16 protein-coding genes are annotated in these 18,845 nt (G+C 73.5%); 13 read left to right on the forward strand and 3 right to left on the reverse strand.

All coding sequences use genetic code 11. The features are described 5' to 3' along the window. Positions 1–2: 2 nt before the first annotated feature. From hutU to hutI, 4 genes are read left to right on the forward strand one after another with little or no spacing between them, the layout of a single operon-like run. On the forward strand, positions 3–1,661 hold the full coding sequence (gene hutU / locus AC0VYM_RS10240) for a urocanate hydratase (protein ID WP_475461504.1): 1,659 nt from the start codon (positions 3–5) through the stop codon (positions 1,659–1,661). After that, the gene (locus tag AC0VYM_RS10245) at positions 1,658–2,896 is read left to right on the forward strand and encodes an allantoate amidohydrolase (RefSeq protein ID WP_475461506.1); all 1,239 of its coding nucleotides are present in this window, start codon (positions 1,658–1,660) and stop codon (positions 2,894–2,896) included. The genes hutU and AC0VYM_RS10245 overlap by 4 nt, the downstream gene beginning before the upstream one ends. Then, positions 2,893–4,254: a formimidoylglutamate deiminase gene (locus tag AC0VYM_RS10250; protein ID WP_475461508.1), complete on the forward strand. Its 1,362-nt coding sequence runs from the start codon at positions 2,893–2,895 to the stop codon at positions 4,252–4,254. The genes AC0VYM_RS10245 and AC0VYM_RS10250 overlap by 4 nt, the downstream gene beginning before the upstream one ends. Then, positions 4,251–5,480, forward strand: coding sequence for an imidazolonepropionase (gene hutI, locus AC0VYM_RS10255; protein ID WP_475461511.1), 1,230 nt, complete (start codon positions 4,251–4,253; stop codon positions 5,478–5,480). The genes AC0VYM_RS10250 and hutI overlap by 4 nt, the downstream gene beginning before the upstream one ends. A gap of 246 nt (positions 5,481–5,726) precedes the next feature. On the opposite strand, the gene AC0VYM_RS10260 is transcribed toward hutI, so the two are convergent. Beyond that, positions 5,727–7,034, reverse strand: a complete 1,308-nt coding sequence (locus tag AC0VYM_RS10260) for an RsbRD N-terminal domain-containing protein (protein WP_475461513.1) — start codon at positions 7,032–7,034, stop codon at positions 5,727–5,729. A gap of 115 nt (positions 7,035–7,149) precedes the next feature. On the opposite strand from AC0VYM_RS10260, the gene AC0VYM_RS10265 reads away from it, so the two are divergent. From AC0VYM_RS10265 to AC0VYM_RS10290, 6 genes are all read left to right on the forward strand, one after another. Further along, positions 7,150–8,517, forward strand: coding sequence for an MFS transporter (locus AC0VYM_RS10265; protein ID WP_475461515.1), 1,368 nt, complete (start codon positions 7,150–7,152; stop codon positions 8,515–8,517). A 2-nt stretch (positions 8,518–8,519) separates the two neighbouring features. Further along, complete coding sequence (locus AC0VYM_RS10270; RefSeq protein ID WP_475462990.1) at positions 8,520–8,921, forward strand: RidA family protein; 402 nt, start codon at positions 8,520–8,522, stop codon at positions 8,919–8,921. Beyond that, positions 8,914–9,546, forward strand: a complete 633-nt coding sequence (locus AC0VYM_RS10275) for an RraA family protein (protein WP_475461516.1) — start codon at positions 8,914–8,916, stop codon at positions 9,544–9,546. The genes AC0VYM_RS10270 and AC0VYM_RS10275 overlap by 8 nt, the downstream gene beginning before the upstream one ends. A gap of 62 nt (positions 9,547–9,608) precedes the next feature. Beyond that, the gene (locus AC0VYM_RS10280; protein WP_475461519.1) at positions 9,609–11,282 is read left to right on the forward strand and encodes a thiamine pyrophosphate-dependent enzyme; all 1,674 of its coding nucleotides are present in this window, start codon (positions 9,609–9,611) and stop codon (positions 11,280–11,282) included. A 41-nt stretch (positions 11,283–11,323) separates the two neighbouring features. Next, positions 11,324–12,634, forward strand: a complete 1,311-nt coding sequence (locus AC0VYM_RS10285) for a M20 family metallo-hydrolase (protein WP_475461522.1) — start codon at positions 11,324–11,326, stop codon at positions 12,632–12,634. Then, positions 12,631–13,998: an NAD-dependent succinate-semialdehyde dehydrogenase gene (locus tag AC0VYM_RS10290; protein ID WP_475461524.1), complete on the forward strand. Its 1,368-nt coding sequence runs from the start codon at positions 12,631–12,633 to the stop codon at positions 13,996–13,998. The genes AC0VYM_RS10285 and AC0VYM_RS10290 overlap by 4 nt, the downstream gene beginning before the upstream one ends. A 152-nt stretch (positions 13,999–14,150) precedes the next feature. Here AC0VYM_RS10290 and AC0VYM_RS10295 read toward each other — a convergent pair whose 3' ends face one another. Beyond that, positions 14,151–14,432, reverse strand: a complete 282-nt coding sequence (locus AC0VYM_RS10295; RefSeq protein WP_475461527.1) for a hypothetical protein — start codon at positions 14,430–14,432, stop codon at positions 14,151–14,153. A gap of 527 nt (positions 14,433–14,959) precedes the next feature. Between AC0VYM_RS10295 and AC0VYM_RS10300 the strand changes: the two genes are divergently transcribed. Next, entirely contained in the window at positions 14,960–15,397 is a 438-nt protein-coding gene (locus AC0VYM_RS10300) for a DUF485 domain-containing protein (protein WP_475462992.1), read from the forward strand. Beyond that, positions 15,397–17,112, forward strand: coding sequence for a solute symporter family protein (locus tag AC0VYM_RS10305; protein WP_475461529.1), 1,716 nt, complete (start codon positions 15,397–15,399; stop codon positions 17,110–17,112). The genes AC0VYM_RS10300 and AC0VYM_RS10305 overlap by 1 nt, the downstream gene beginning before the upstream one ends. A 23-nt stretch (positions 17,113–17,135) precedes the next feature. On the opposite strand, the gene AC0VYM_RS10310 is transcribed toward AC0VYM_RS10305, so the two are convergent. Beyond that, entirely contained in the window at positions 17,136–18,197 is a 1,062-nt protein-coding gene (locus AC0VYM_RS10310; RefSeq protein WP_475461531.1) for a hypothetical protein, read from the reverse strand. A 98-nt stretch (positions 18,198–18,295) separates the two neighbouring features. Here AC0VYM_RS10310 and AC0VYM_RS10315 point away from each other — a divergent pair, with 98 nt between their 5' ends. Next, the gene (locus AC0VYM_RS10315; RefSeq protein ID WP_475462994.1) at positions 18,296–18,838 is read left to right on the forward strand and encodes a DUF1697 domain-containing protein; all 543 of its coding nucleotides are present in this window, start codon (positions 18,296–18,298) and stop codon (positions 18,836–18,838) included. Positions 18,839–18,845 lie beyond the last annotated feature (7 nt).

Raw genomic sequence — 18,845 nt, forward strand, 5'->3', positions numbered from 1 at the left:
CGATGAGCAACCCACGCACCGTCCGCGCGGCCCGCGGCCTCACCCTGTCGGCCAAGGGCTGGCAGCAGGAGGCGGCCCTGCGCATGTTCCACAACAACCTCGACCCCGAGGTGGCCGAACACCCCGAGGACCTGGTGGTCTACGGCGGCACCGGCAAGGCCGCGCGGGACTGGCGCAGCTTCGACCGCATCACCGCCTCCCTGCGCGACCTGGAGGGTGACGAGACGCTGCTCGTGCAGTCCGGCCGCCCCGTGGGGATCATGCGCACCCACGAGTGGGCGCCGCGCGTGCTGCTGGCCAACAGCAACCTGGTGGGGGACTGGGCCAACTGGCCCGAGTTCCGCCGCCTGGAGGCCGAGGGCCTGACCATGTACGGGCAGATGACCGCCGGTTCCTGGATCTACATCGGAACGCAGGGCATCCTCCAGGGCACCTACGAGACCTTCGCCGCCGTGGCCGCGAAGAAGTTCGGCGGCACCCTGGCCGGGACCATCACGCTGACCGCCGGGCTCGGCGGCATGGGCGGCGCCCAGCCCCTGGCCGTCACGATGAACGACGGCGTGGCGATCGTGGTCGAGTGCGACGGCAGCAGGATCGACCGCCGCATCGAGCACCGCTACCTGGACGTGCGCGCGGGCAGCCTGGACGAGGCGCTGGACCTGGCCGTGCGCGCCCGCGACGAGCGCCGACCGCTGTCCATCGGCGTCCTCGGCAACGCCGCCGAGGTCTTCCCCGAACTCCTGTCCCGTGGCGCGCCGATCGACATCGTCACTGACCAGACCTCGGCCCACGACCCGCTCGCCTACCTGCCGGTGGGTGTCTCCTTCGAGGACTGGAAGGCCCTGGCGGCGGCCAAGCCCGAGGAGTTCACCGTCCGGGCCCGCGAGTCCATGGCCGCGCACGTGGAGGCCATGGTCGGCTTCCTCGACGCGGGGTCCGAGGTCTTCGACTACGGGAACTCGATCCGCGACGAGGCACGCGAGGGCGGGTTCACCCGCGCCTTCGACTTCCCCGGGTTCGTGCCCGCCTACATCCGCCCCCTGTTCTGCGAGGGCAAGGGCCCGTTCCGCTGGGCCGCGCTGTCCGGCGACCCCGCCGACATCGCCCGCACCGACGACGCCGTCCTCGACCTGTTCCCCGACAACGAGCACCTGGCCCGGTGGATCCGCATGGCCCGCGAGCGGGTCGCCTTCCAGGGTCTGCCCGCCCGGATCTGCTGGCTGGGCCAGGGTGAGCGGGCCGCCGCCGGTCAGCGTTTCAACGAACTGGTGGCCTCCGGGGAGATCACCGCTCCGCTGGCCATCGGCCGCGACCACCTGGACACCGGCTCGGTGGCCTCGCCCTACCGCGAGACCGAGGGCATGAAGGACGGCTCGGACGCCATCGCGGACTGGCCGCTGCTCAACGCCCTGGTCAACACCTCCTCCGGTGCCTCCTGGGTGTCCATCCACCACGGCGGCGGGGTCGGCATGGGCCGTTCCATCCACGCCGGTCAGGTGAGCGTCGCGGACGGCACCGAGCTGGCCGCCGCCAAGCTCCAGCGGGTGCTCACCAACGACCCCGCCATGGGCGTCATCCGCCACGTGGACGCCGGTTACGAGGAGGCCGAGCGCGTCGCGGAGGCGCACGGCATCCGCGTGCCCATGAAGGAGGGCGAGTGAGCTTCGACCAGCTCTGGGCCGATCTGGCTCCGGTCGGGCGCTCCGCTGACAGCGGCGGCTACCACCGGTACACCTGGGCGGGCGCCGACACCGACGCCCGCGCCTGGTTCACCGAGGCGGCCGCCGCCCGGGGCCTGGACGTGCGCACCGACCGCAACGGCAACCTGTGGGCCTGGTGGGGCACGCCCGGTCCGGGCGCCGTGGCCACCGGCTCGCACCTGGACTCGGTGCCCGACGGCGGGGCCTTCGACGGCCCCCTCGGGGTGGCCAGCGCCCTGGCCGCCGTGGACGAGCTGCGCGCCCGGGGGTTCGCCCCCGCCCGGCCGCTGGCCCTGGGCGTGTTCGTCGAGGAGGAGGGCGGCCGGTTCGGCGTGCCCTGCCTGGGCAGCCGCCTGAGCACCGGGGAGATCGACCCCGCCCGCGCCCGCTCCCTCACCGACGCCTCCGGTGTCACCTGGGAGCGGGCCATGGCGGGGGCGGGGCTGGACCCCGACGGGATCGGACCGGACCCCGAACTCCTCTCCTGGCTGGACGTGTTCGTCGAGCTGCACGTGGAACAGGGGCGGGCCCTGGAGGACACCGACCACGCCGTCGGCGTGGCCAGCGCGATCTGGCCGCACGGCCGGTGGCGGATGGACTTCCGGGGCCGGGCCGACCACGCGGGCACCACCCGCCTGGAGGACCGCGAGGACCCCATGCTCCCGTTCGCCCACACGATCCTGGCCGCCCGCGCCCTGGCCGAGCGGCACGGCGCCCGCGCCACCGTGGCCAAGGGCCTGATCACCCCCAACGGCACCAACGCGATCCCCTCGCTGGTCAGCGCCTGGCTGGACGCCCGGGCCGCCGACAGCGGCACCCTGGAGTCGGTGGTGGAGGGCGTCCGCGAGGCCGCCGACCGGGCCGCCCGCGACCACGGGGTCACCCTCGCGATGTCGGCCGAGTCCACCACGCCGCTCGTGGAGTTCTCCCACGACCTCCGCGACCGGCTCGCCGGGATCGTGGGCGCTCGCGCCGCCGAGTCCGCCGGTCCGGTCCCCGTCCTGCCCACCGGGGCCGGGCACGACGCCGGGGTGCTCTCCGCGCACGTTCCCACGGCGATGCTGTACGTGCGCAACCCGACCGGGATCTCCCACTCCCCGCAGGAGTGGGCCCGCCCCGGGGACCGCCACGCCGGGGTCCTCGCCCTGGCGGACGTCCTGGCCGACCTGCTCGCGGTGCCCGGAGGGAAGCCGTGACCGGGCCGCGCCGGTACTGGTGTGAGTGGGCGTGGCTCGGCGGTGCGGCCCCCGAACCCGGGGTGCTCCTCACCGTGGACGGCGCCGGACGGCTGACCTCGGTCGTTGCGGGCGCCGCCCCGGACGGCGCCGAACGCCTGCCCGGGCTCACCCTGCCCGGCCTGGCCAACGCCCACTCGCACGCCTTCCACCGGGCGCTGCGCGGCCGTACCCACACGGGCGGGGGCTCCTTCTGGACCTGGCGCGAGGTGATGTACCGGGCGGCGGCGCGCCTCGACCCGGACTCCTACCTCCGCCTGGCCCGGGCCGCCTACGCCGAGATGGCCCTGGCCGGGGTGGCCTGTGTGGGCGAGTTCCACTACCTGCACCACGGCCCGGGCGGCCAGCCCTACGCCGACCCCAACGCCATGGGGGAGGCGCTGGTCGAGGCCGCCGCCGACGCCGGGGTGCGGATCACCCTGCTGGACGTGTGCTACCTGTCCGGAGGGTTCGGGCAGGACGGCACCCACCTGTCCCTGACCGGCCCGCAGCTGCGCTTCGGTGACGGCACCGCCGAGGCCTGGGCCGCGCGGGTCGGCGCCTTCGCCCCCTCGGGGAAGCACGCCCGGGTGGGTGCCGCCGCGCACTCGGTCCGGGCGGTCCCCGCCGCCGACCTGCCCACCGTCGCCGGGTTCGCGGACGCGGGCGGGCTGCCCCTGCACGTCCACGTCTCCGAGCAGCCCGCGGAGAACGCCGCCTGCCTGGCCGCACACGGGGCCACCCCCGTCCGTGTCCTGGCCGAGGCGGGGGCGCTCACCGAACGCACCACCCTGGTGCACGCCACCCACCTCACCGACGCCGACGTGGACACCGTCCGCGCCCACGGTTCCGCCGTGTGCCTGTGCCCGACCACCGAGCGCGACCTCGCCGACGGCCTGCCGCGCACCGGTGACCTCGTGGCCGCCCCGACCCGGGTCCCGCTCAGCCTGGGCACCGACCAGCACGCCCAGCTCGACCTGTTCGAGGAGGCCCGCGCCGTGGAGCTGCACGAACGCCTGCGCACCCACCGGCGGGGCACTCTGGGCAGCGGGGAGCTGTTGCGCGCCGCCACCGCCGACGGTCACGCCGGGCTCGGCTGGCACGACGCCGGGACACTCGTCCCCGGCGCCCGCGCCGACCTGGTCAACGTGTCCCTGGACCACGTGCGCCTGGCCGGGGCCGACCCCGCGCGCGCCACCGACGCCGTGGTCTTCGCCGCCACCGCCGCCGACGTGCGGCACGTGATGGTGGATGGGGAGTGGACCGTCCGCGACGGTGTGCACGTCCGCCTTCCCGACACCGCCCGAGAACTCGACGCCGCCATCAAGGAGCTGCTGTGACCCCGACCGGCCCCGACACCGAACCCGCGACACCCGGCACGATCCTGGTCGACGCCATCGGCACCCTGGTCACCAACGACCCCGAGACGGGGGAGGGGCCGCTCGGTGAGATCAGCGACGCCGCCCTGGTGATCGAGGACGGCCGTGTGGCCTGGGCGGGACCGCGCGCCCAGGCGCCCGCCGCCGACGCCCGGGTGGACGCCGCCGGGCGCTGCGTGCTCCCGGGGTTCGTGGACAGCCACTCCCACATCGTGTTCGCCGGTGACCGCAGCCGCGAGTTCGCCGCCCGGATGAGCGGTACGCCGTACTCGGCGGGCGGTATCCGCACCACGGTGGCGGCCACCCGCGCCGCGACGGACGCCGAACTCCTGGCCGGGGCCCGCCGGTTCGTCCGCGAGGCGCACGCCCAGGGCACCACCACCCTGGAGGTCAAGTCCGGGTACGGGCTCACCGTGGAGGACGAGCGCCGCTCCCTGGAGGTGGCGGGCCGGGTCACCGACGAGGTCACCTTCCTCGGCGCGCACGTGGTCGCCCCCGAGTACGCCGACGACCCGGCCGCCTACGTGGACCTGGTCACCGGTCCCATGCTGGACGCCTGCGCCCCGCACGCCCGCTGGGTGGACGTGTTCTGTGAGCGCGGGGCCTTCGACGAGGAGGCCTCCCGCCGGGTGCTCACCGCCGGGATGGACCGGGGCCTGCTGCCCCGGGTGCACGGCAACCAGCTGGGCGAGGGGCCCGGGGTCCGCCTGGCGGTCGAGCTGGGGGCCGCCTCGGTCGACCACTGCACCTACCTGTCCGGTGAGGACGTGGACGCCCTGGCCCAGGCCGCCAGACGGCCGGAGCCCACGGTGGCCACGCTGCTGCCCGGGGTGGACTTCTCCACCCGTCAGCCCTACCCGGACGCCCGCGCCCTCATCGACGCGGGCGCGGTCGTGGCCCTGGCCAGCGACTGCAACCCGGGTTCGTGCTTCACGTCCAGCCTGGCCTTCTGTATCGCGGTGGGCGTGCGGGACATGGGGATGACCCCGGACGAGGCCGTGTGGGCGGCCACCAGGGGCGGGGCGCTGGCGCTGCGCCGCGACGACGTGGGGCGCCTCTCCCCGGGGGCCCGCGCCGACCTCACCCTGCTCGACGCCCCGAACCACCTCTACCTGGCCTACCGCCCCGGTGTGCCCCAGGTGGCGGCGGTGTGGAAGGACGGCGCCCTGGTCTCCGGCCGGCCCTGACCTCCGAGCCGCGTCGGGGGGCCACCCGCGGTGCCCCCCGGGGCTTCGGGGCTTCCGGGGTAACCCGGGTAACCGGGGTAACCGGACCGTACCCGGAACTCAACGGGGCCCTCATCCCGGTGAAACCGGCGACCCCCACAGTGGGGGGTGTCGGTGCGCGTCCCTCCGTCGCGGCACAGTGTCGTGGCGCGGCGGAGGGGCCACCTCCTACGGGAGGGCACGAACGCCCGCCGGACGCGACCCCCGTCAGGGTTCCGCGACGCCGTCGGGAGCGGAGAACAGGACCAGGGCCAGCGCGGCCTCCCGGGGAACGGTCAGATCCAGGCCGGTCGCCTCCCGGAAGGCCTGGAGCCGGTTGACCACCGTGTTGCGGTGGCAGTACAGGGAGGCCGCCGTCTCCTTGACCGATCCCGTCGCCGCGTAGTGGGTCAGCGTCTCCATGAGTCGCGCGCGGTGCTCGGGGCCGAGCCGTTCCACGCCGCGCAGGTGCTCCCGGCCGAAACCGGGCAGCGCCTCACGGATCCGGTCGCGCGCCAGGGCCGACCACGCGCGTTCCTCCTGGACCAGCTCGCCCGGACGGGAGTAGCGGGCCAGGACCCGGGCGGCCTCCACGGCCGCCGGGACCGACGCCAGGCCGTCCGCCCCGGACATCCGCCCACCGCTCACCTCCGGGGGCAGGGGCGGCCACCCGGTTCCGCCGCCCTCCCGGACCAGCGCGGTGCCCTCGTCGAACTCCCAGGTCAGGCACGGGTCGTGCTCGCGGTCCCGGACCAGGCGCCGCCAGGCCTCGTCCCTGGGCAGGACGGAGACGAAGGCCACCTCGAAGCGGCCGCGCTCGGGCAGGCCGAGTGTGCCCGCCACCTCCGAGGCCACCTCTGCGGCCCGGTCCCCGGCGTTCAGCAGACGGGAGAGGGCCTGCGCGGTCAGCGCGCGGGAGTCCCGCAACAGCACGGCCTGTTCCTCCAGGAAGGCCACCTGCACGTCACCGATGTAGCGCTCCACGATGGTGAGGATCTCCTCGGCGTGCTGCACGAGGACGTCCGCCGAGCCCGCCCCTCCGGCGCGCGCCAGCCCGGCCCAGAGCACGCGGAAGTCGAGCCGGACCGCCTCCAGCAGCCGTTCGCGCGCGACCCCCTGACGTGCGCGGCGCCTGCCGAGACGTACGGGCAGCCCGACCAGGTGGGCGGGGAGCGGCTGGCCCGCGATCTGGCGGATGAGCATGTCGAGGGTGTCGCTCGCGGTCGCGCGCAGGTCGGTGTCGGGGACCGTCCGCTCCCGGTACCCGCCGAGGTCGTCCAGCCGCCGCAGGAAGTCGTCCACCAGGGCCTCACGGTCGGCGGCCAGCAGTTCGAGCGTGCGGGCCCAGGCCCGGGCGTCGGCTCCGTCGGGCACGGCCTCGCGCCCGGAAACGTTACGCCCCGGCGACATGGCGGAAACACCAGTCTCCGGGCTCGGGCGTGGGGCGGCCTCGGTGTCGGAATCCGCCTCCACCAGGGGGTTCCAGGGGTGTTTGGGGTCCCGGTCGGGTTCCCCCGGTGACATGGCACTGTGCATTCGCACAGGCTAGCGGCGCAGAGCGTGGGTGAATGCCGATTGATCCCCATCCATCACACCAGCACCATGAAGGCGAGACAAACGCGCTGTTTCCACAGCTCAAACGGAGACCCTCATGACCGCAAGCCCCAGCACCCCCACCGGTGTCGACCCCTCCTCGGGCCCGGCCCGACTCGAACCGGCGAAGATGCGGAAGATCGCCACCGCCAGCGTCATCGGCACCACCGTCGAGTGGTACGACCTCTTCCTCGTCGGCACCGCCTCCGCCCTCGTCTTCAACCAGGTCTTCTTCCCCGACCTCGACGGCGCCGTCGGCACCATCCTGGCCTTCCTGACCTTCGCTTCGGCCTACGTGGCACGTACCGCGGGCGCGGTCCTGTTCGGGCACTTCGGCGACCGCCTGGGCCGCAAGTCGATGCTGCTCATCTCCCTCATCACCATGGGCGTGGCCACCGTCGCCATCGGCCTGGTCCCCGACTACCGGGCGATCGGCGTCGCGGCCCCGCTCCTGCTGCTCACCCTGCGGCTCATCCAGGGCCTGGCCCTGGGCGGCGAGTGGGGCGGCGCGGTCCTCATGACCGTGGAGCACGCCCCGGTCCAGCGGCGCGGCTGGTACGGCTCACTGGTACAGGTCGGTGTGCCCGTCGGCACGCTCCTCGCCAACCTCGCCTTCCTCGGAGTCCTGGCCTCCGTCGACCACGAGGCCTTCCTGAACTGGGGCTGGCGCGTTCCGTTCCTGATGTCCGCGCTGCTCGTGGGCGTGGGCATCTACATCCGCCTGCACATCGAGGAGACCCCCAGCTTCCAGCAGGTCAAGGACCAGGGCGCCAAGGCCAAGCTCCCGTTCGCCCACCTGATGCGGCACTACTGGAAGCAGGTCCTGCTCGGCGGCGTCGCCACCCTGTCCACCGGGTCGACGTTCACGCTCCTGGTCACCTCCGGGGTCAACTACGGGACCACCGAGCTGGGGCACTCCGAAAACCTCATGCTGTGGGCCGTGCTCGTCGCCTGTTCCCTGGCGTTCGTGGCCATCCCCTTCTTCGGCCGCCTCTCCGACCGCCTGGGCCGCAGGCCCGTCATCCTCGCCGGGGTGGCCGCAGAGGCACTGCTGGCCTTCCCGTTCTTCTGGATGCTCGACTCCGGGTCGGTGCCGCTGCTCTTCGCCGCCTACTCGATGATGATGCTGGCCTTCTCCGCGAACTACGGCCCCATTGCCACCTTCCTCGCTGAGCAGTTCGGCTCCAAGATCCGCTACTCCGGGCTGTCCGTGGCCTACATGCTCTCCGGCCTCCTGGGCTCCGCCGCCACCCCCGCCGCCACGGTGTGGCTGCTGTCCGTGTCCGGGCAGAGCTCCTCGATCGCCTGGTACATCGTCGCCGCGTCGCTGCTCTCGCTCGGCGCGCTGCTCCTGCTGCGCTCCCTCGCGGGAGGCAGCCGGTTCGACGAGGCCGAGGTGGACCCCGACGCCCGGAAGGCGGTGTGACGATGGACCCCGTCCGTATCGAGGCGGTCGACGGCATGGCCGCGCCCGTGGGCGCGTTCTCCCACGCGGTGGTCGCCAACGGCTTCGTGTACACGTCCGGACAGCTGCCGGTGGACGCCAGCGGCGCCGCCCCGGACACCTTCGCGGAGCAGCTCACCCGCACCCTCGGCAACCTCCGCGCCGTCCTGGAGGCGGCGGGCAGCTCGCTCGACCACGTGGTCAAGGTCAACGGCTACCTCACCGACCCCGACCACCTCGACACCTACAACCGGGTCTACCGCGAGGTGTTCGGCGACACCCTGCCAGCCCGCACCACGGTGTGCGTCTCCCTGTGGGGAGTGGCCCTGGAGATCGACTGCGTGGCGGTCCTGGCGGACCGCGGGGAGGGGGAGCCCCGTGACTGAACCCGGCTCCGACACACGGACGGCCGCGCTCCTGGCCACCCTCACCGACGTCGAGATCCCCACCCTCGGCCACGTGCTGGAGGAGGGGTTCTGCGACCCCGGGATCCGCCGTCTGACCCCGGTGCCCAGGATGGCCGGGGTGGCGCACACCGTCCGCCTGACCACACCTGACGCCCTCGCTGTCAACCGGGCCCTGGTCGGCCTCGCCCCGGGCGGCATCCTGGTGGTCGAGGTGGTCGGCGGGGCGCACGCCCCCGTCGGGGCGGTCACCGCCGCCGCCGTGGCCGCCCGCGCGGGCGCGGGCGTGGTCGTGGACGGACCCGTCACCGACCACACCGCCCTGGTGGAGAGCGGGCTGGCCGTCTACGCCCGGGGCACCACCTGCCGCACCACCAAGCGCCTGGGCACCGCCCTCGACGGGGTCGGCGCGCCCGTCACCGTGGGCGGCGCCCGGGTGCGCACCGGGGACGTCGTCCTCGGGGACGAGAACGGCCTCCTCGTCCTGGACCCGCACACCTTCGACCCCGCCCTGGCCGAGGACGCCCGCCGTTCGGACCGGGCCGAACCGGAACTCCTCGCCCGCATCCGCGCCGGGGAACCGCTCGAAGGCCTCCTCGCCCTCTGACCCGCCGACACCGGCACCACCACCCCCGCCGCCCCGACACCACCAGGAAGGCCCCACCCACGATGTCCACCACAGCCCCCGCGCCGACGGACGCCGCCCGCTCGGCCGGCCACCTCATCGTCGCCCAGCTCGAACACGAGGGAGTCGAACGCGTCTACGGGGTACCCGGAGAGTCCTACCTCGACGTCCTCGACGGGCTGCACGACTCCGCCATCACCACCGTGGTCACCCGCCACGAGGGCGGCGCCGGGTTCATGGCGCTGGCGGAGGGGAGGCTCACCGGACTGCCGGGCGTGGCCATGGTCACCCGCGGGCCTGGGGCGGCCAACGCCTTCGTCGCGGTGCACACCGCGTACCAGGACGCCACCCCGCTGGTGCTGTTCGTCGGGCTGATCCCCGTCGCGGACCGGGGCCGGGAGGCGTTCCAGGAGTTCGACCTGACCGGGTGGTTCGGCAGTACCGCCAAGAAGGTGGTCACGCTGGACGACCCGGCCTCCGCCGGGCGGGTGGTGTCCGAAGCCGTCCACACGGCGCGCTCCGGCCGCCCCGGACCCGTCGTGGTCGGGCTGCCCGAGGACGTCATCCGGGTCCGGGTACCCGGTGGGACCGTGGTGGAGCCGCGCACCGCCACGACCGGCCGACCCTCCGCCGAGGCCGTGGCCGAGGTCGTCGCGCGGGTCGACCGCGCGGAGCGGCCCGTCATCGTGGTGGGCGGCGAGTCCTGGACCGACGGGACCGGCGCCGCACTCACGGCCTGGGCCCGGGAGCGCCGGATCCCGGTCCTCGCGGACTTCCGCGCCTACGACGCGGTGCCCCACCGGGTGCCGGGGGAGCCGAGCCCCTACGCGGGCTCGCTCGGCTACGGGCGCTCCGACGCGGCGGCCGCCCTGTTCGACGGCGCCGACCTGGCCCTGTTCGTGGGCACGGCCCGCACCGACGTGCTCAGTGACGGCTACACCCTGGGCGGCGACGCCGAGACCGTCCTCGTGCTCCCCGGCGACCCGCTCGGCCACAGCGGACGCGTCGACCAGCACGTGGCCGCCGCCCCCGCCGGGTTCGTCGCCGCCCTCACCGGGCACGGCGGCGAGGCCGTCCGGCACGACCCCGACCGGCTGGACCGGGCCCGCGCCGCACACGAGGCCTTCTCCACCCCCGAACCGGAGGGGACCACCGACACGGAGGACGGCTTCGTCGACCTCACCGCCGTCATGGCGGTGCTGCGCGAGGAGCTCGACGAGGACGCCGTCGTCACCTACGGCGCGGGAAACCACGCGCTCTGGCCCGCCCGGTACCTGGAGCACCGCTCCAGCGGCTCCCTGCTCGCCCCGCGCAACGGTGCCATGGGCATGGGCGTCCCGGCCGCCGTGGCCGCCTCCCTCGTCCACCCCGGGCGCCAGGTGGTCTCCGTGGCCGGGGACGGCTGCTTCCTCATGAACGGTCAGGAGATCGCCACGGCGGTCGGCTACGGCGCGTCCTTCATTGTGATCGTCGTGGACAACGGCGTCTACGCCACCATCCGCGAACACCAGGAACAGCACTACCCGGGGCGCCCCTCCGGCACCCACCTCACCAACCCCGACTTCGCCGCGTTGGCCCGTTCCTTCGGCGGGTACGGAGAGACGGTGTCCACCACCGCCGACTTCCGCAAGGCCCTGCTCCGCGCGCGTGAGAGCGGCGGCCCCGCCGTCCTGCACCTGCGGCAGGACCCGGCGGTCCGGTCTCCCTCCGCGTCCTGACCGCCCGCAGCCGACACCACCGTACGAACAGGGGACGACCCATGCCCACCAGCCGACCGACCACCGAGCCGACCCCGGCCCGGGACGAGGCCGACCAGCGCTTCCTCGACGACTTCGCGACCATGAGCACCTTCGGGGCCACCCCCGAGGGAGGAGTGGACCGCCAGGCCGCCACCGAACCCGACAACGCCCAGCGCCGGTGGTTCGCCTCCCTCATGGAGGAGAACGGCCTGCGCGTGGTCTACGACCGGATCGGCAACCAGTTCGGGCTGCTGGAACGCGTTCCCGGCGCCCCCTACGTCGTCGTCGGCTCCCACATGGACTCCCAGCCCACCGCCGGACGCTTCGACGGGGCCTACGGGGTGCTCGCGGCGGCGCACGCCGTGTTCCGCGTCGCGGCCGAGGAGACCGACCCGGCCGCCCCGCCGGTGCACAACCTGGCGGTGGTCAACTGGTTCAACGAGGAGGGCTCCCGGTTCGAGCCCTCCATGATGGGCAGCGCCGTCTACACGGGCAGGCTCGGCCTGGAGACCGCGCTGGCCACCCGCGACCGCGCCGGGACCACCGTGGCGGAGGCGCTGGAGCCCACGGGGTTCCTGGGTGACGGCGACGGCCCCCCGGCCGTCTTCTGCGCCGAGATCCACATCGAGCAGGGCCGGGTCCTGGAGGACTCCGGTTCCACGATCGGTCTGGTCAGCGCCTCCTGGGCGGCCAGCAAGTACGAGATCACCGTCCACGGGGAGCAGTCGCACTCGGGGGCGACCGTCATGGCGGACCGCCGTGACGCGCTGCTGGGCGCCTCCCGGCTGGTCGTCGCCGCGCGGGAACTCGCGGACGCGTTCCCCGGCACCCTGCACACCGCCGTCGGGAAGCTGGACGTCTACCCGAACTCACCGGTCGTGGTGGCCTCCCGGGTCACGCTCCTGCTGGACCTGCGCTCGCCCGACGAGGACGTGCTGGCGCGGGCCAACGCGCAGCTGCTGGAGCGCGTGGCCGGGATCGAGGCGGAGACCGGGGTGACCGTGGAGCGGCACCTGTCCCACTCCTGGGGCGTCAACCCCTACCAGCCCTCCGGGGTGGAGCTCGCCCGTACCAGCGCCGAACGCCTCGGGCTGAGCAGCGAGCCCATCATGACCGTGGCCGGGCACGACTCCATCAACATGAAGGAGCACGTTCCCACCGTGATGCTCTTCGTGCCCTCCGTCAGCGGAGTCTCGCACAACGTCGGGGAGTTCACCGAGGACGCCGACCTGCTCGCCGGGCTGGAACTGTTCACCGACGTGACCCGCCGCCTGGGAGCGGGCGAGCTCGGCCCCGCCACCGCCTACGTCCCCGGAGAGGACCGCTCGTGACCGACTACGCCGTCACCGACCCGACCACCGGCCTCGTGGTCCGACGCTTCCCCACCGCCACGGAGGCCGAGGTCGACGCCGCCGTCGCCGGGGCCGCCGAGTCCTTCCGGGACTGGCGCCGCCGCCCGGTGGCCGAACGCGCCCGCTTCCTGGCGGCCGCGGCGCGGCTCCACCGCGAGCGGCGCGACCACCTCGCGGCGATCATCACCCGGGAGATGGGCAAGACCACCGCCGAGGCGCTGGGCGAGGTCGACCTGTGCGCCGACATCCACGACTACTACGCGCGCAACGCCGCCGCGTTCACCGCGGACCGCGCCCTGGCCGTGGCGGAGGGCTCCGCGACCGTGCGGACCGAGCCGATCGGCGTCCTGCTCGGCATCATGCCCTGGAACTACCCCTACTACCAGGTGGCGAGGTTCGCGGCGCCCAACATCGCGCTCGGCAACACCGTGCTGCTCAAGCACGCGCCGAGCTGCCCCGAGTCGGCGGCGGCGATCGTCGGACTGTACGCCGACGCCGGACTGCCCGAGGGCGTGTACACCAACCTGTACGCCACCGAGGAACAGGTGGCGCGGATCATCGAGCACCCGGCGGTGCAGGGGGTCTCGCTCACCGGCTCGGAGCGGGCGGGCCGTGCCGTCGGCGCGCTCGCCGGGCGTGCGATGAAGCGGACCGTTCTGGAACTGGGCGGGTCCGACCCCTTCATCGTGCTGGCCGACGCCGATCTCGACCGGGCGGTGGACGCCGCCGTGGCCGGTCGCATGGGCAACGCCGGACAGGCCTGCACGGCCGCCAAACGGATCATCGTGCTGGACGAGGTCCACGACGCCTTCGTGGCGGCCTTCGTGGAACGGGTCGCCGCCCTGCGGGTCGGGGACCCCACCGAGGAGGGGACCGACCTCGGGCCGCTCTCCTCGGAGACCGCCGCCCGTCAGGTGATCGGACAGGTGGAGGACGCCGTGGCCCACGGCGCCACCGTGCTGACCGGCGGCGACCGGCCGGACCGCGAAGGGGCGTTCGTGCGGCCCACGGTGCTCACCGGGGTGGCTCCCGGAACGCGCGCCTACCGGGAGGAGATCTTCGGCCCGGTCGCCGTGGTGCACCGGGTCGGCTCCGTCGACGAGGCCGTCGAGCTGGCCAACGACACCCCGTACGGCCTGGGCAGCGTGGTCTTCGGCACGGACGAGGAGGCGGCGCTGGCCGTCGCCGACCGGCTCGACGTGGGCATGGTGTCGGTGAACGCCCCCTCACGAACCCAGGCCGACCTGCCGTTCGGCGGGGTGAAGGCCTCCGGGATCGGCCGCGAGCTGGGGGAGTACGGCATGGCGGAGTTCGTGAACCGCAAGCTCCTGCGCGTGCCGTAGGGCGCACACGCGAACGGGGGCCGGCGGGCACACCGTGCCCGCCGGCCCCCGTTTCGCGGTTGACGCGATGAGGCCGGTCCGGGCGTTCCCGTGGGACCGCCCGGTGAACCTAGGGAGTGGCCCGGGGGTGACCCCCCGGTGCGCCCGACGACCTAGTTGTCGTCGTCGTCGCCGTCCGCGTCGCTGTCGGAGCCCTCGGGCTTCTCGGTGGTGGAAGCGGCGGCCTTCTTGGTGACGCGGCGCTTCTTCACCGGACGCGAGTAGTCGACGAGGGGCTCGTAGCGGGTCTCGTGCTCCTTGAAGCACTCCTCGCAGGCGTCGACCTCACGGACGGCGCCCTCCCAGGCGAACTGGATGACCTCAGTCGCCTCGACCTTCTCCTCGCGGACGGCGTGGGGATCGCAGTACTTGCGCGTGAAGACCTCGGTGACCACGGCGGGGATTTCCCTTCGGTATCGCGTGAACTGTGCGGACCCTGTAATCATACACGTGTACGAACGCGGAAACGGGTGATGAGACCGGTTTCCGTGATGGGTCGGGGTCGCCCCGAAGCCTAGCGAAGTCGGAGGGGTCATCGCGCCGTCCGGCGGCGCGTGTGGCCCGGATGACCAGGCGGTCCATTCGGGTGATGGTCCGTGATCCCGGTCTCCGTGGCGGAGCGGGCGCGTTCCCGACGCCGTTACACAATGCCCTTCCCGCCTTTCGTGTTCCGGTCCCCGTATTCGTCCCGGCCGATTTGTGTATTTGGTGAACACGACGCGGGGGCTGTGGTTAGTGTGAGTTCCACTCAGGGGTGCGGGGACGTCCGGTGACGGAGACGGGCCGCCCCGGGAATCCGGCCGACGCGCCCAGTGCGGCGCGCGCCGAGGGAAGGGCCGAAGTCCGTGGGGGAGCGGATTCGGCGTCACACACAAGGCCCCCGCGTGCGCGGGGAGGATTTTCCGTGTTCGGGGGGATGGCCGTGGTCGAGTACATGGAAGGCACGTCCGGAGGGCGTGGTGGCGGCGCTGGGGAATCGTCGCGCCTCAGCGGCGGCGGATCGGCGCGCGGGTGGGCTGAGGCGGATATGGCGCACGCCTGTGAGCGCATGTCCGTCGACCCGAGATTCGTGAAACTCCGAAGGAGATTCGCACTTCTGGCCGGAGCGGTGGTCGGCACCTTCCTGCTGAGTTACCTTTCCTATCTCCTCCTTTCCGCCTACGCGCGCGATTTCATGAGCGTGCGGATCACCGACTCCGTCAACGTCGCCCTGGCAGCGGGGCTCGGCCAGTTCGCGCTCACCTTCGCGCTCGCCTGGGCGTTCGGCCGTTTCTCCGCCCGCTCCATCGACCCCCTCGCGGAGGAGATCCGCGACCACGCCCGGGCCGAGGACACCCTCGACGGACGGGTGGTCGGTTGATGGACGCCACGGCCCTGTTCCCGTTCACCACCGCGCTCGACGTCCGCGTCGAGGCCGCGCACGCCTGGACCATCGGCCTGTGCGCGGTGTTCGTCCTGGTCACGCTGGTCATCACGATCCGCGCCCGGCGCACCACCAGGGGCGCCGTCGACTTCTACGCCGGGGGGCGCGGCTTCTCCAGCACCCAGAACGGCCTCGCCCTGACCGGTGACTACCTCTCCGCCGCGTCCTTCCTGGGCATCGCCGGGATGATCGCCCTCCAGGGCTACGACGGTTTCCTGTACTCCATCGGCTTCCTTGTGGCCTGGCTGCTGGTGCTGCCCATGGCCCAGCTCACACGTAACACCGGCCGCTTCACCATGGCCGACCTCCCCGCCTTCCGTATGCGCCGGATGCGGGTGCGGCTGGCCTGCACGGTGTCCACGGTCACCGTGTGCGTGTTCTACCTGGTGGCGCAGATGGTGGGGGCGGGGGCCCTGGTCTCGGTCCTGCTCGGCCTGCACGACGGCGGCACCTTCCTGGGACTGGACGCGGGCCAGGCCCGCACCGGGGCCATCGTGCTCGTGGGCGTGCTGATGATCGTCTACGTCATGTACGGCGGGATGAAGGCGGCCACCTGGCTCCAGATCATCAAGGCCGTGGTGTTGCTCACCGCCACCGGACTGCTCACCGTCCTGGTCCTGGCCCTGTTCTCCTTCGACCCGCGCGCCCTGCTCAGCGGGGCGGCCGAGGCCAGCGGCCACGGACAGGCCTTCCTCGAACCCGGGCTGCGGTTCGGCGTCGAGGTCCCCGGAGACGCGGCCCAGACCCTCTTCAACAAGATGGACCTGATCAGCCTGGGGCTGGCGCTGGTCCTGGGCACCGTGGCCCTGCCGCACATCCTCATCCGCTTCTACACGGTGACCGACGGCCGGGCCGCGCGCTCCTCGGTCAACCGCACCATCGCCATGGTGGGAGCCTTCTACCTGATGACCCTCGCCCTGGGGTTCGGCGCCGCCGCCCTCGTGGGGTCCGAACGCATCACGGCCCTGGACCCCTCGGGCAACTCCGCCGTCCCGCTGCTCGCCGAGGAGGTCGGGCTCCGGACCGCCGGACCGGCGGGTGCCGCCGTGCTGCTGGCGCTGATCTCCGCCGTGGCGCTGGCCACCATCCTCGCCGTGATCGCCAGCCTCACCCTGGCCTCGTCCTCCTCGATCGCGCACGACCTGTTCGGCCACATCCTGATGTGGGGGCGCCCGCGCGAGTCCCAGGAGGTGGCGGTGGCCCGGTTCTCCGCGTGCGTGATCGGCGCGGTCTCCATCGCCCTGGCGGTGCGGGCACAGGGCCAGAACGTCGCCTTCCTGGTGGGGCTGGCCTTCGCCATCGCGGCCGCCGCCAACCTGCCCGTGATCGTCCTCACCATGTTCTGGCGCCGCTTCAACACCCGGGGCGTGGAGTGGGGGATCTACGGCGGGCTGTCCGCGACCCTGCTGCTGATGCTGTTCTCCCCGGTGGTGTCCGGGAGGACCGACCCCGTGACCGGCGGGAACCTGTCGGTCCTGCCCGCCTGGGTCGACATCCAGGTCTTCCCCATGGAGAACCCGGCCCTGGTGGCCGTACCGATCGGTTTCGCCTGCGCGATCCTCGGCAGCCTGCTCTCACGGGAGCGCAACAGCGCCCGCTACACCGAGCTGCGGGTGCGCTCGCTCACCGGGTGGGGCGCCGACCGCGACTGACCGACGGGTCCGGGGCGGCGGGTTCAGCCGTGGTCTCCGGGGCGGGCGTCGGCGAAGGTCCCGGCCACGTCGTCCAGGAGGTCCGGGAGACCGGGCAGGGCCCGCGCGACGTCGTCCCAGCCCTCCTGGAACCACGCGCCGCCCGACTCCACGGACCACTGGTCGGACCGGCGCAGGGACCGGCCCAGAGCCCACCCGGCCACCGCCACGATCGGGCGCGACAACCCGACACCGCGCACGTCCAGCCGACCCGAGACCGTCCACGTCCCGTCGGGTCCGGGCGCGGGGGAGGCCTCACCGCGCGCCCGGACCAGCGGGTGCTCCACCTCCAGGGTCACCGGGGCAGGGGGCTCCGCGCCGGTGGCGGCCGCGAACCAGCCGGGCAGGTCCACCCGGACGCGTACGCGGGCGCGCAGCAGGTGCGAACCCCAGCGCGCCAGGGCACTCTCCACGGGGAAGCGCAGGTCCGCGTCGACGGCCAGGGTCTGCCGGGCCCGGTCGTGCACCACCGAGCCGGTGGTGGACGGGGCCTCACCGCCCTTCCCGGTGGAGCCCCCGCCGCTCCCGGCCTCCTCACGCATGGCGAAGTCGACCGCGCACACGCCGGTCTCGTCCCAGGAGGCCACGGTCAGGTCGGTGCCCACCCAGCCCTCGCCGTCCGCCGCGAAGACGGGTCGTCCCGCGGGATCGACCTCGGTGGCCAGGTAGGTGCTGCCGGGGGCGAGGTGCTCCCCGGAGAGCAGGCGCAGGGAGAGTTCGGCGGCTTCCACCGCGGCCTCGTCCGCCAGATCCTGGGCGGCCAGCTCCCGTTCGGTGGAACCGGCCGCCTCCCCGGCGTCCCCGGTCCCCTCCAGCGGGTCCTCCACCCCGCGCTCGTACGCGGCCCTCTCCTCCGGGGCGAGCGCGATGCCCAGCTCCTCGGCCCGCTGCTCCAGGCGCCGCAGCTCCTTCTCCGACGGCAGGACCAGCAGGCCGTCCTCCCCGAAGTGCGCGCCGCGCAGGACCCCGTACGCCGAGGACACCGTCCGCGCGAGGTCCTCACGACCCAGGGGAGTCAGGGTGAGGCTGTGGCTCAGACGGGGCATGGGCCCTCCGCTTCGTCGTGGGTCAACAGTGGCCAGCCCATTGTGGTCCCCGCGTGTGGGGCCGGACAACCGTGGAACCGTCGTCGGGCTGGGGCACCATGGCCGGTATGACCAGACACATCGTGCTGCTGCGCGGCATCAACGTCGGCGGACACCGCAAAGTGGCCATGGCCGACCTGCGCGCCCTGCTCACCGGGCTCGGGTACACGGGCGTGGCCACCTACATCCAGAGCGGCAACGCCGTCCTGACCTCCGAGGAGTCCGACCCCGAGGTGGTGGAGGCGGCGGTGCGCGCGGCGCTGCGTGACCGGCTCGGTCTGGACGTACCGGTGATGGCGCGCACGCTCGAACAGCTCCGCGCGGCGGTGGCGGCCAACCCCCTGCCGGTGGAGGACCCCGCCAAGTTCATGGTGCTGTTCTGCTCGGAACCGGTGGACACCGCAGCGCTCGCCGCGATCGACCCCGCCACCCACCCGCGCGAGCGCCTCGCCGTCACCCCCACCGAGGTGTTCACCCACCACGAACTCGGAGTGCGCGAGGCCCGGCTGCCCGCCGTGGTCGCCCGGAACTGCCCGGGGGAGATCACCGCCCGCAACTGGCGTACCGTCCTGCGTCTGGTGGAGATGGCCGAGGACGCCTGAGGCCCCC

The sequence above is a fragment of the Nocardiopsis sp. iso_237 genome, assembly GCF_056173345.1.

Bases quoted from the DNA above. Each gene is read 5' to 3' on its own strand.
- hutU (WP_475461504.1), top strand. From the start codon at position 3: ATGAGCAACCCACGCACCGTCCGCGCGGCCCGCGGCCTCACCCTGTCG.
- AC0VYM_RS10260 (WP_475461513.1), bottom strand. From the start codon at position 7,034: ATGCACAGTGCCATGTCACCGGGGGAACCCGACCGGGACCCCAAACAC.
- AC0VYM_RS10265 (WP_475461515.1), top strand. From the start codon at position 7,150: ATGACCGCAAGCCCCAGCACCCCCACCGGTGTCGACCCCTCCTCGGGC.
- AC0VYM_RS10270 (WP_475462990.1), top strand. From the start codon at position 8,520: ATGGACCCCGTCCGTATCGAGGCGGTCGACGGCATGGCCGCGCCCGTG.
- AC0VYM_RS10280 (WP_475461519.1), top strand. From the start codon at position 9,609: ATGTCCACCACAGCCCCCGCGCCGACGGACGCCGCCCGCTCGGCCGGC.
- AC0VYM_RS10285 (WP_475461522.1), top strand. From the start codon at position 11,324: ATGCCCACCAGCCGACCGACCACCGAGCCGACCCCGGCCCGGGACGAG.
- AC0VYM_RS10305 (WP_475461529.1), top strand. From the start codon at position 15,397: ATGGACGCCACGGCCCTGTTCCCGTTCACCACCGCGCTCGACGTCCGC.
- AC0VYM_RS10310 (WP_475461531.1), bottom strand. From the start codon at position 18,197: ATGCCCCGTCTGAGCCACAGCCTCACCCTGACTCCCCTGGGTCGTGAG.
- AC0VYM_RS10315 (WP_475462994.1), top strand. From the start codon at position 18,296: ATGGCCGGTATGACCAGACACATCGTGCTGCTGCGCGGCATCAACGTC.